The sequence below is a fragment of the Nocardioides mangrovicus genome (assembly GCF_003674065.1).
Lineage (GTDB): Bacteria > Actinomycetota > Actinomycetes > Propionibacteriales > Nocardioidaceae > Marmoricola > Marmoricola mangrovicus.
The window spans coordinates 50,146-61,634 of record NZ_RDBE01000001.1; the positions used below are offsets into that span (position 1 = coordinate 50,146).

Below are 11,489 nucleotides of genomic sequence, written 5' to 3' on the forward strand. Positions count from 1 at the left end.
GCGGCGCCGCGGGTTCGCGACACGCCGAAAGCTGCGATCTTCGCGACATTCCCGGACACGGGGACCCCGGGGATGTGAGGATCTCCCCCCGTGACGAGAAGGCGCTGGCTGGCGGTCCTGCTGCTGGCGGTCCCGCCCCTGCTGTGCGCCGTGCTGGTGCCCGCCGCGCCGGCGGCGCTGGCCGCACCCCGTGCGGTCTCGGCGCCCCTGTCGTTGTCAGGGACCGCCGACCCGGATCCGGGACCGGACCTGTTGATCGGCGACAGCATCGCCCATCGCGTCGCCGGCCGGTTCGTGAAGCGTCACCCCGGTTTCATCGTCGACGCCGTGCCCGGCCGTCGCGTGGTGAGCCTGCCGCCGCGGCTGAGCAAGGACATCGCCGCCTACGGCGTTCCGAAGCGGCTGGTGATCGAGATGGGCACCAACACCGCGGCGTCGTGGACCAAGGCCGACTTCGAGGCCGTCATCGACTCGCTGCCCAGCACCACCCGCATCGTCATGGTCACCCCCTACGTGCGCCCCAACCGGCTCTCCTCGAAGCTGCCGCGCGGTGCGCAGGCCGCCGCCCGCACCCGGCTCTACGCCCAGTGGGAGTACGAGATGGCCGTGGAGTTCCCCAACGTCTGCATCGACCCGTGGCGCGCCACCGTCGAGCGGCGCCCGGGCCTGCTCACCGCCGCCGGCGTCCACCCCGACGACCGGGGCAAGCGGGTCTTCCTCCGGCTGCTCGACACCACCCTGGCCCGCTGCTCAGCCACGCAGTAGCCGCTGCATCGCCACGTCGAGGTAGGGCGCGAGGGTGCGGGCGTAGGTGGCGGTCAGGTGCGAGCCGTCGAAGTAGGTGATGACGCCGCCGGTGACGGCGCGGCACACGGTGGCCGAGCAGATGTGGTCGTCGAGGTCGGCGGAGCGCACGCGCGGGCTTGCGACGTCGCGGACGGCGTCGGTGACGGGATCGTCGGGGATCCAGTCCGACGGCTTGCCGTCGCAGGCGGAGGTGTCGTCACTGTGGGTGGCCACGCAGTCGGGGATCTGCTGGCCGGGCGCGGGGGTGTCGTGCAGTGCGAGCACGCGCAGCCCGGCGTCGGCCCACGCCTTCATCACCTGGGCGTAGCCCTGCCGGTACGCCGCTCCCGAGTCGCTCAACGTGTGCCCGGCCGCGGGCACGGAGATCCGGTTCGTCATCACCACCAGGTCCGGCTTCGCCGCGGTCACCGCGGCCACGGTGCGGCGCACCCACGACTCGCAGGCCGAGGAGTGCTGGTCGGTGTCGAGCACCTGACGCACGTCGGCGCTGGCGCAGCGCGAGGCCAGGAACGTGTCGATGCGCCAGTGGTGGGCCTTCGCCAGCGCCTGGAGGGCGGGCAGCCACTGCCCGGCGTGGGAGTTGCCCACCAGCGCGATCCGCGTCGTGGCGTCCGCGTCGCCGAAGACGCAGTGCTGCTCGGGGAACGTCGGGGTGTAGGCCCAGCAGTTCTTGCCGCCGACGTCGGCGTAGGCGTCGGACTTGTCGTCGGGGGCGTCGGCGGGGGCGGGGACGATGTGGTCGTAGGTGGTGGTGGGGCAGGTGCGGCCGGGGGTGAGGGCGGCGGCGCCGAAGCAGGGCCCGGCTGTGGCCAGGGCGGCGGCAAGTTGTTGTTGGGCGAGGTGTTGGCGGTGGTCGACCTCGAGGCTCTGGGCGCTGGCCAGGAGCACCACGAGTGCCATGAGGGTGGCGCCGAGGAGGTAGGGGCGGCGTAGGGGTCGTGCCCAGCCGGGGCGGCGGAAGGGGTCTTCGACGAAGCGTTTGGTCAGTGCGGCCAGTACGAGGGTGGTCACGATGATCACGAGCCGGTCGAGGTTTCCCAGGGTGCCGCCGCTGAGGTAGGGGAGCAGGACGACCAGCGGCCAGTGCCACAGGTAGACGGAGTACGACACGTCGCCGAGCCACTGCACCGGGCGCAGCGCGAGCAGCCGACCGAGCGGGTCGGTGCCGGTGCCGGTGCGGGTGCTGGTGGAGGTGCGGGTGGGGTGGGCGGCGATGACGGCGGCGGTGCCGAGCACGGGTAGCAGGGCCTGCCAGCCGGGGAAGGGGGTGGATCCGGAGTAGGTGACGACGCTGAGCGCGATCGCGGCGATCCCGGCCCAGCCCAGGGCGAGTGCGATGGGTCGTGGTGGGGTCCGCACGGCGTCGGGCCGGCCGAGCACGCGGGGGGCGCAGGCCAGGGCGACCAGGCCGCCGATGCCGAGCTCCCAGATCCGGGTGGGGGTGATGAAGTAAGCCGCGGCGGGGTCGGTGGCGGTCTCGACGATCGAGTAGGTCAGGGAGGCGGCGACGACCACGCCCAGTCCGGTGGTCACCAGCAGCATCGGTGGGAGTCGGGTGCGGCGGGCGGCGGCGACCAGCAGCAGGATCAGGATCGGCCAGACGGCGTAGAACTGTTCCTCGACCGAGAGTGACCAGAAGTGCTGCACGGGGGTGGGTTTGTTCTCCGCGGCGAGGTAGTCCACGGCGTCGTGGGCCAGGAGCCAGTTGACGACGTAGAGGCCGGCGGCGCGGGCCTGGCGGGCGGTGTTGTCCCAGGCGGTGTCGGGGGCGATCAGGCGTGAGGCGACCAGGGTGGTGGCCAAGACCAGGACCGATGCCGGCAGCAGGCGTCGGATGCGGCGTGACCAGAAGGTGGCCAGGTCGCGTCCGGTCGCGGGTGGGTGGGCCAGCAGGTGGCTGGTGATCAAGAACCCCGAGATCACGAAGAACGCATCGACGCCCACGAAACCGCCCGGCAGCAGCGAGGGCGCCACGTGGTAGACGAGCACCACACCCACCGCGACCGCCCGCAGCCCCTGAATGTCCGCACGCACACCCTCGGACCGTTCCATCGCAGGGTGATCGTACGGAACTACCCTGACCGACGTGGACGACCTCTTCGCCCCGCCCGACGCGACCTGGGTCCGCGTGCAGCCGGCCCTGGCCCGGATGCTGCGCGTGCAGCTCGCGGCGGCGACGGCGGTGCTGGTGCTGGTCCTGGTCGTACTGGGCCTGGTCTGGTCGGCGCTGCAACCGTGGACCTGGCTGGCGCTGGTGGTCGTCGTGCTGCTGGCCGGCTGGGGCTGGTGGCTGGCCGGCCGCTACACCGCCAACTGGGGGTACGCCGAGCGCGCGGAGGACCTCTGGATCACCCGTGGCGCCGTGCTGCACCGCCTGGTGGTGGTGCCCTACGGGCGGATGCAGCTCGTCGACGTCACCGTCGGCCCGGTCGAGCGGCTCTTCCACCTTGCCGCCGTGCAGCTGCACACCGCGTCCCCGGCCACCGACGCCCGCATCCCCGGCCTCTCACCCGATGAGGCCGCCCGGCTGCGCGACCGGCTCACCCAGCTGGGCGAGGCGGAGCAGTCGGGGCTGTGAGCACGCCCGACCCGCACGAGCCGGCCCCCGACGTCGGCTTCCGCCGGCTCTCGCCGCTCACCCCGATCGCGCGCTCGGGCATCTTCTTGGTCGTCGCGGCCTACGCCGGCGGCCGCGAGGTGCTCCAGGAGGGCAAGCTCGTCGGCCTGGCGATCGCGGTGGTGGCCGTGGTCGTCGCCGGCGCCGTCTTCGGGTTCGCCTCCTGGTACCGCACGTTCTTCCGGATCACCGCCGACGAGCTGCGCATCGATACCGGCGTGCTCAGCCGCCGCTCGCGCCGGGTGCGCCTGGACCGGGTGCTCGAGGTCGGCGTGAACCAGCCGTTCGTCGCCCGGCTGCTCGGGCTGGCCGAGCTCAAGATCGAGACCGGCACCACCGAGTCGGAGGTGTCGCTGGCCTACCTCCCGCTCGCCGAGGCCCACGAGGTGCGACGGATCCTGCTCGACCACGGCAGCGCCGCCCGCGTCGCCGAGGGCGGCGAGGCGGTCGCGCACCCCACGGCCGAGCCGACGCCGATCCTCGACGTCCCCGTGCGCTGGCAGCTCATCGGGCTGGCGGCCAGCGGGGAGGCCCTCGGCCTGGCGGTGATGGTCGTGGTGGTGGTCGTGCTGCTGATCCTGGGCGTGCCGTTCGGCGCCTTCGGCGTCGGCTTCGCGACGTTCCTCGGCGCGGCCGCGTCGCTGGCCCGCAAGGTTGTGGGCTGGTGGGGCTGGCGCGTCTCGGCGACGCCGACCGGCGTGCAGGTGCGGCACGGCATGGTCAGCGTCAGCACCCGCACCTTCGACGTCCGGCGGCTGCAGGGGATCCGCATCACCGAGCCGGTGCTGCAGCGGCCGTTCGGGCTCGCCCGGCTCGACCTGTCCATCGCCGGCGGCGGCATCAAGGACGGCCGCGAGGACGGCAGCGACGGCGTGGCCGTGCCGGTCGCGCCGCGCGAGCTGGTGTGGCGCCTGGCCGCCGACCTGCTCGGCGCCGACCCCGCCGCCGTCGTCGTCACCAAGCCCCCCGGCCGGGCGCACTGGTTCAGCCCCGCCGGCGCCACCTGGCTGCGCTTCGGGATGGACGAGCGGCTCGTGGTGGCCCGCACCGGCTGGTTCGGCCGCCGCACCGACGTCGTGCCGCTGGCCCGCGTCCAGTCCTTCCGGGTCCACCAGGGTCCGCTGGCCCGGCTGCTGCGGGTCGCGACCGTGCACGCCGACTCCCCGGTCGGACTGGTCGACGCCCGCGCGCACTACCGCGATCCCGCCGACGCGCGGCAGCTGGTGGTCACCGGCGTCGAGCGGGCCCGCGAGGCGCGGATGCCGCGCGGCCGCGTCACGGACCCGAGCGCCGATGTGACCCAGGCCACCGCCGGACCGGTGTCCGGTCCCGTCACACCCGCGTAACCTCGATCTCGTCAAGGACGTCTGGTACCCGCCCGGGACTGGAACGAAGGGGACATGCGAGATGACCCGTATCGGGGTTGTCGGCGCCGGCCGAGTCGGCGCCGTACTGGCTGCGGCGCTCCGCGTGCGCGGCCACGAGATCGTCGCCGCCGCCGGTGAGTCCACCGCCTCGCGCGACCGCATGGCCGCACTGCTGCCGGGCGTGCCGCGTCGCAAGCCGACCGCTGTCGCCCGTGCTTGCGACCTGCTGCTGCTCACCGTGCCCGACGACATGCTCGGCAACGTCGTCACCACCCTCGCCGACGCCGGCGCGCTGCGGCCGGGCCAGGTCGTCGTGCACACCTCCGGGCGCCACGGCCTGGCGGTGCTCGAGCCTGCGCGGCGCGTGGGCGCGCTGGTGGCCGCGATGCACCCGGCCATGACCTTCACCGGTACCGAGGTCGACCTGCCGCGCCTGGCCGGCTGCGTCTTCGGCCTCACCGCCGAACGACCGGCGCGCGAGCTGGCCGAGTCGCTGGTGGCCGACCTCGGCGGCGTGCCGATGCTGGTCCCCGAGGACAAGCGCGCGCTCTACCACGCGGGGCTCGCCCACGGCGCCAACCACCTGGTCACGCTGGTGGCCGAGGCGATGGAGATCCTCGGGGCAGCCGGCGCGGACGACCCGGCCGCCACCCTGCGCCCGCTGCTGACGGCCGCGCTGGACAACGCCCTCGACAGCGGCGACGCCGCCCTGACCGGCCCGATCGTGCGCGGTGACGTGCAGACGGTCGCCGCCCACCTCGAGCACCTGGCCACCTACGCGCCGGCCACGCTGCCCAGCTACGTCGCCCTGGCCCGGGCCACGGCCGACCGCGCCGTCGTCGACGGCCGGCTCCTGCCGATCCGGCGGGCGTCCCTGATGGCCCTCCTCGACCGGGCCGAAGAACTCGTCCCGTGACGCTGCTGGCGTCCACCCGCGACGAGCTCGTCGCGGCGGTCAAGGACGACGTCGGCCTCGTGCCCACCATGGGCGCGCTCCACGAGGGGCACGCCCAGCTGGTGCGCGCCGCGGCCGCCGCCAGCGGGCAGGTCGTGGTCTCGGTCTTCGTCAACCCCACGCAGTTCGCGCCCGGTGAGGACCTCGACCGCTATCCCCGCACCCTCGACGCCGACGTCGAGCTGGCCGCCGCGGCCGGTGCCGACGTTGTGTTCGCGCCGTCGGCCGACGAGGTCTACCCCGGCGGCCTCCCGCAGGTGACCGTGCACCCGGGACCGCTCGGTGCCGTGCTGGAGGGCGCGTCGCGCCCGACCCACTTCGCCGGCGTGCTCACCGTGGTGGCCAAGCTGTTCGGGCTGACGCGGCCCAGCCGCGCCTACTTCGGCGAGAAGGACTACCAGCAGCTGGTGCTGGTGCGCCGGATGGCGGCCGACCTCTGCCTGGGCGTCGACGTCGTCGGCGTCCCGACGATACGGGAGACCGACGGGCTGGCGCTGTCCTCCCGCAACCGCTTCCTCGACGTCGAGGCGCGCGCAGCGGCCCTGGCGCTGTCGCGCTCGCTCTTCGCGGCCCGCGACCACCAGGGCGAGGGGGCGCAGGCCGCGCTCGCCGCCGCCCGGGCCGAGCTGGACGGCATCGATGTCGACTACCTCGCACTCACCGACCCCCACCTCGGGCCCGCCCCCGAGGCCGGCGAGGCGCGGCTGCTCGTCGCGGCTCGCGTCGGGGGAACCCGTCTCATCGACAACCTCGCGCTGTCGCTGCGATGAGCCTGCGATGACGCTGCTCTGCGCGGACATCGGCAACTCCCATACCTCCCTGGGTCTCCTCGACGGCGACCAGGTGCAGGCGTCGTGGCGCGTGTCGACCGAGACCCGCCGCACGGCTGATGAGTGGGCGGTGCTGCTGCGCGGGCTCCTCGACGGCGCCCGCCCCGACGGCATCGCCGTCTGCGCCACCGTGCCGGCGGTGCTGCACGAGTGGCGCGACATGCTCGCGCGCCACTTCGCCGACGTCACTGCCGTCATCGTGGAGCCGGGCACCCGCACCGGCGTGCCGGTGCACATGGACAACCCCAAGGAGGTCGGCGCCGACCGCATCGTCAACGCGCTCGCCGCCGCCACCCTCTACGACGGCCCGTGCATCGTCGTCGACTTCGGCACCGCCACCACCTTCGACGTCGTCAGCGCCAAGGGCGAGTACGTCGGCGGCGCGATCGCCCCCGGCATCGACATCTCCCTCGAGGCCCTGGGCGTCCGCGGCGCTCAGCTGCGCAAGGTCGAGCTGCTGCGCCCGCGCTCGGTCGTCGCCAAGAACACGGTGGAGGCGCTGCAGTCCGGCATGGTCTTCGGCTTCGCCGGCCAGGTCGAGGGCATCGTCGACCGGATGGTGTCCGAGCTCGCCCTGGATCCAGCGTCGGTCAACGTCATCGCCACCGGCGGCCTGGCCCCGGTCGTGGTCGAGGAGTGCCGCAGCTTCACCGACCACGAGCCCTTCCTCACCCTGCTCGGTCTGGGATTGGTCTTCGCGAAGAACGCCGGCTGAGCAGGAGTCGGCTGAGCGAGCCCTGCGAGCGAAGCCGACACGTCGCTTCCCTACTGGTCGGCTCCCGCGCGAAGCGCGCTTCCCGGCGCCTCGAGACGCAACGTCTCGGCGAGACCGACGCGGCGCGTGAGGTGGCAGCGGGCGGGCGGTAGGAGGGGGTTGGTCTGAAGCGGGGGGACGGGACCGCAGGAGCGCGCGAGAAGCCGGCGGACCGGCGGGAGGAGCGGGTTGGTCTGAAGCGGGGGACGCGAGCCCAGGCGCAGCGAGGCCCGCATCCGCTCTCTACCCTCGACCCATGAGTGACGACCAGCCCGCACCCGACCTCCCCGAGCAGATCGGCGTGCGTCGCGAGAAGCGGCAGCGGCTGATCGACGCCGGCGAGGCGGCCTACCCCCTGAACGTCCCGCGGACGCACACGCTCAGCGAGGTCCGCGCGAGCTACGACGACTCCGGCCTCGAACCTGACACCCGCACCGGCGAGGTCGTCTCGGTGGCGGGCCGGGTGATCCACCAGCGCAACACCGGCAAGCTCTGCTTCGCCCGGCTGCGCGAGGGCGACGGCACCGAGCTGCAGGTGATGCTCTCGCTGGCCGACGTCGGTGAGGAGCGGCTGGCCGACTACAAGGCCCTGGTCGACATCGGCGACCTGATCTCGGTCACCGGCGAGGTCATCACCTCCCGCCGCGGCGAGCTCTCGGTGCAGGCGACGGCGTGGACCATGGCGGCGAAGGCGCTGCGGCCCCTGCCCAACGAGCACACGCCGCTCTCCGACGAGGCGCGGGTCCGGCTGCGCTACGTCGACATGATCGTCAGCCCCGACGCGCGGCAGATGGTGCGCACGAAGGCCGCCGTGCTGCGCTCGCTGCGCGCCACCCTCGACGCGCAGGGCTACGTCGAGGTCGAGACGCCGGTGCTGCAGCTGACCAACGGCGGCGCGGCGGCTCGGCCCTTCCGTACGCACCTCAACGCCTTCGACCAGCAGATGCTGCTACGGATCGCACTCGAGCTGGACCTGAAGAAGGCGATGATCGGCGGCGTCGACCGGGTTTATGAGATCGGGCGCACCTTCCGCAACGAGGGCATCGACTCCACGCACTCCGCGGAGTTCTCGATGCTCGAGGCCTACCAGGCCTACGGCGACTACGACACGATGAAGCAGCTGCTGCGCGACCTGGTCATCAACGCCGCCCGCGCCGTCGGGCGCACCGTCGTGCCGGCCCGCGACGGCACCGAGATCGACCTGGAGGCACCGTGGCGGACGGCGCCGATCTTCGACCTGGTCGGCGAGGCGACCGGGGTCGCCCTGAATGCACAAACCCCGGCCGCGGAACTGGCCGCGCTGGCCGAGAAACACGACGTCGCGCTGCAGCCGCAGTGGGACGCTCCCGAAATCATCGTGGAGCTCTACGAACAGCTGGTCGAGGATTCTCTGATCCAGCCCACGTTCGTCACCGACTACCCCGCCGCGGTGAAACCGCTGGCCAAGGCGCACCGCTCGGCGCCGGGTCTCAACGAGGCCTTCGACCTGATCATCAACGGCGTCGAGCTGGCCCCGGCCTATTCGGAGCTCAACGACCCCGTGATCCAGCGCGAGCGGCTCGAGGCCCAGTCCCTGCTGGCCGCCGCTGGCGATCCGGAGGCGATGGAGCTCGACGAGGTTTTCCTGCGGGCGATGGAGTACGGAATGCCGCCGGCCGGTGGCATGGGAATGGGCGTCGACCGATTGGTGATGCTGCTCACCGGCGCCGGAATCCGCGAAACGATCCTCTTTCCGTTGCTGCGACCCGAATAGCCGACCTCGCACATCGCGCCGTCGGTTTCCGCGACCGACGAAAGTGCGCTACTTTTATTTCTGCCCGAATAGTGTGACTTGTGGGAGGGAAATAGCATGGCGCAGAAGGTCAACATCGTCCTCGTCGACGATATCGACGCCTCCGAGGCCGACGAGACCGTCGCCTTCGCCCTGGACGGCAAGGACTACCTGATCGACCTCAACACCAAGAACGCCGATGCCCTACGCGATGCACTGGCGCTCTACGTGGGCCACGCCCGCAGCGCGGGCAGCAAGCGGGCGGGGGGCGGACGTCGCAGTGCGGCGGCGGCGCGCACCTCGGCCGGCGACGCCGGCGAGATCCGCGAGTGGGCGCGCGCCCAGGGCTACGAGGTCTCCGAGCGCGGCCGGATCTCCTCGGAGGTCCGCGACGCCTACGCGTCGGCTCACTGAGCGCCCGACTCCTCGTCGCACACCCCCGGCCGGGGGAGCAGGATCCCCGGCGCGGGGGTGTCGTCGTGTCCGGGGTCGGCATCAGGCTGGGGCCGTGATCGATCCTGCTCGCTCGCGCACCTACCAGTACGTCGCCGGGGGTGGCGCCGTCTTCCTGCTGCTGCTGGGCCTGGGGTCGGTCTGGGGCACCGGGCTGCTCCGGGTCTACCCCGACGGCTCGGGCATGTACGTCTACCAGTCCAGCGATGCGCCGGCATTCTTCTGCCTCATCGCCGCCGTGGTGACCGCGGCCGTTCCTCTTATGGCCCTGCGCGCGCCGAGGACGGCGTTCGCGGTGGGGCTGCTGCTTCCCGTGTGGCTCGTCTGGGCCTTCTCGGTGTGGTCGTTCACCTCGTTCGCCGGCTTGCTCGTGGTGGCGGTGCTGACGATGCCCCGCTCCCGGCAGGAGGGGGTGGCCATGGGCGTCGTCTCGATGCTCTTCCCGCTCACCCTGCTCGCCAAGGTGACGATGACGATGCCCGACCGCAACCAGATCTACCTCCATTTCGGCGGCGCAGGCACCGGTGGCCGGCTGGTGGTGATCGGGCTCTACGGCGTGCTCGTGGCGCTGGTGCTGGTGGCGGCCGAGATGCTGCGCCGCTACGTCGCCTCGCACGCTGAGGTGGCCGAGCAGGCGGCGACCTTGTCCGAACGCTCCCGGCTGGCCCGCGACCTGCACGACGTCGTCGCCCACCACGTGTCGCTGATCGCGGTCCGGGCCGAGACCGCGCCGTACACCGTGCCGAGCCTGCAGCCCGAGGCACGGGTGGCGCTCGCCGACATCGCCGACCACTCCCGGCAGGCGCTCGACGAGCTGCGCGGTGTGCTGGGGGTGCTGCGGCGCGGGGAGGAGGCGGACGGCCTGGCTCCGCAGCCCTCGGGGGCCGACGTCGCGCAGCTGGTCGCGAGGGCGGCCGAGGTGGGACCGGTCGACCTCGACGGTGCCGAGGCGCTGGCGGCGCTGGACGCCACCCGGGGGTACGTCGCCTACCGCGTCGTGCAGGAGGCGCTCACCAACGCCCGGCGGCACGCGCCGGGATCGGCCGTCGCGATCACGGCCAGGCTCGACGGCGAGCTGCTGCTCCGGGTGACCAACCGCGCCGACGGGGTGGACGCGGTGGTGCCCGGTCGCGGGCTGACCGGGATGCGCGAGCGGGTGGCGGCGCTGGGCGGCACGCTGGTCGTCGAGCCGCGGGGCGGCGACGTCGTGGTGGAGGTGCGGCTGCCGTGAAGGTCGTGGTGGCCGACGACCAGCCCGTCATCCGCGACGGGTTCGCGGCCCTGCTCGAGGCCCAGCCCGACCTGTGGGTGGTGGGCAAGGCCGCGAACGGCCGCGAGCTGGTGGAGCAGGTGGCGGTGGCCGAGCCGGAGGTGGCGCTGGTCGACGTCCGGATGCCGGTGATGGACGGCATCGAGGCCACCCGGCGGATCACGGCGTCCGGTGACACCCGGGTGCTGATCCTGACCACCTTCGGCCTCGACGAGTACGTCTTCGACGCGATCCGCGCCGGGGCCAGCGGCTTCCTGCTCAAGGACGTCACCGCCGAGCGGCTGGTCGAGGCGGTGCGGCTGGTCGGCGAGGGGTCGATGCTGCTCGGCCCGGGGGTCACCCGCCGGCTGGTGGAGGACTTCGGGGTCCAGCGGGCCGCGGGCGAGGAGGTCCTGCGGCTGACCCCGCGGGAGACCGAGGTGCTGCTCCTGCTCGGCCAGGGCTGGTCCAACGCCGAGATCGCCGCGTCGCTCGTGGTGGGGGCCGAGACGGTGAAGTCCCACGTCAGCGAGGTGCTGCGCAAGCTCGGCCTGCGCGACCGGGTGCAGGCGGTGGTCTTCTGCTACGAGCGGGGCCTGGTCACTCCCGGTGTTCGCTGAGCGCGAAGTCGGCCGGCGGGGACCGGGGAACACCTAGACTGAGAACCAGCGTTGTCACTCGTGGAC

11 protein-coding genes are annotated in these 11,489 nt (G+C 72.9%); 10 read left to right on the top strand and 1 reads right to left on the bottom strand.

The genetic code is table 11. The annotated features are described in order from the left end of the window. Positions 1-90 precede the first annotated feature (90 nt). Positions 91-765 carry an SGNH/GDSL hydrolase family protein gene (locus D9V37_RS00215; RefSeq protein ID WP_121804140.1) on the top strand — a complete coding sequence of 225 codons (675 nt, stop codon included), beginning with the start codon at positions 91-93 and terminating at the stop codon, positions 763-765. On the opposite strand, the gene D9V37_RS00220 is transcribed toward D9V37_RS00215, so the two are convergent. Then, entirely contained in the window at positions 751-2,841 is a 2,091-nt protein-coding gene (locus tag D9V37_RS00220) for an acyltransferase family protein (protein WP_158604332.1), read from the bottom strand. The two genes, D9V37_RS00215 and D9V37_RS00220, sit on opposite strands and share 15 nt — an antisense overlap. Positions 2,842-2,893: 52 nt before the next feature. On the opposite strand from D9V37_RS00220, the gene D9V37_RS00225 reads away from it, so the two are divergent. The 9 genes from D9V37_RS00225 to D9V37_RS00265 all read left to right on the top strand — a co-directional run bounded on the left by D9V37_RS00225 (position 2,894) and on the right by D9V37_RS00265 (position 11,423). Then, positions 2,894-3,385 (top strand): PH domain-containing protein, encoded by a 492-nt coding sequence (locus D9V37_RS00225; RefSeq protein WP_232524656.1) that lies wholly within the window; start codon positions 2,894-2,896, stop codon positions 3,383-3,385. Beyond that, positions 3,382-4,770, top strand: a complete 1,389-nt coding sequence (locus tag D9V37_RS00230) for a PH domain-containing protein (protein WP_121804142.1) — start codon at positions 3,382-3,384, stop codon at positions 4,768-4,770. The genes D9V37_RS00225 and D9V37_RS00230 overlap by 4 nt, the downstream gene beginning before the upstream one ends. Positions 4,771-4,831: 61 nt before the next feature. Further along, a complete protein-coding gene (locus tag D9V37_RS00235) occupies positions 4,832-5,707 on the top strand; it encodes a Rossmann-like and DUF2520 domain-containing protein (RefSeq protein ID WP_121804143.1) in 876 nt (291 codons plus the stop codon). After that, positions 5,704-6,516 (top strand): pantoate--beta-alanine ligase, encoded by an 813-nt coding sequence (gene panC, locus D9V37_RS00240; protein WP_121804144.1) that lies wholly within the window; start codon positions 5,704-5,706, stop codon positions 6,514-6,516. The genes D9V37_RS00235 and panC overlap by 4 nt, the downstream gene beginning before the upstream one ends. Positions 6,517-6,523: 7 nt before the next feature. Next, entirely contained in the window at positions 6,524-7,291 is a 768-nt protein-coding gene (locus tag D9V37_RS00245) for a type III pantothenate kinase (RefSeq protein ID WP_121804145.1), read from the top strand. 295 nt (positions 7,292-7,586) lie between these two features. Further along, positions 7,587-9,083, top strand: a complete 1,497-nt coding sequence (gene lysS, locus D9V37_RS00250) for a lysine--tRNA ligase (protein WP_121804146.1) — start codon at positions 7,587-7,589, stop codon at positions 9,081-9,083. 96 nt (positions 9,084-9,179) lie between these two features. Then, positions 9,180-9,515 carry a histone-like nucleoid-structuring protein Lsr2 gene (locus D9V37_RS00255; protein WP_121804147.1) on the top strand — a complete coding sequence of 112 codons (336 nt, stop codon included), beginning with the start codon at positions 9,180-9,182 and terminating at the stop codon, positions 9,513-9,515. Positions 9,516-9,609: 94 nt separating this feature from the next. Further along, positions 9,610-10,785 (top strand): sensor histidine kinase, encoded by a 1,176-nt coding sequence (locus tag D9V37_RS00260; RefSeq protein ID WP_121804148.1) that lies wholly within the window; start codon positions 9,610-9,612, stop codon positions 10,783-10,785. Further along, positions 10,782-11,423 (top strand): response regulator, encoded by a 642-nt coding sequence (locus tag D9V37_RS00265; RefSeq protein WP_121804149.1) that lies wholly within the window; start codon positions 10,782-10,784, stop codon positions 11,421-11,423. The genes D9V37_RS00260 and D9V37_RS00265 overlap by 4 nt, the downstream gene beginning before the upstream one ends. Positions 11,424-11,489: the final 66 nt, after the last annotated feature.

Bases quoted from the DNA above. Each gene is read 5' to 3' on its own strand.
- D9V37_RS00255 (WP_121804147.1), top strand. From the start codon at position 9,180: ATGGCGCAGAAGGTCAACATCGTCCTCGTCGACGATATCGACGCCTCC.
- lysS (WP_121804146.1), top strand. From the start codon at position 7,587: ATGAGTGACGACCAGCCCGCACCCGACCTCCCCGAGCAGATCGGCGTG.
- D9V37_RS00235 (WP_121804143.1), top strand. From the start codon at position 4,832: ATGACCCGTATCGGGGTTGTCGGCGCCGGCCGAGTCGGCGCCGTACTG.
- D9V37_RS00245 (WP_121804145.1), top strand. From the start codon at position 6,524: ATGACGCTGCTCTGCGCGGACATCGGCAACTCCCATACCTCCCTGGGT.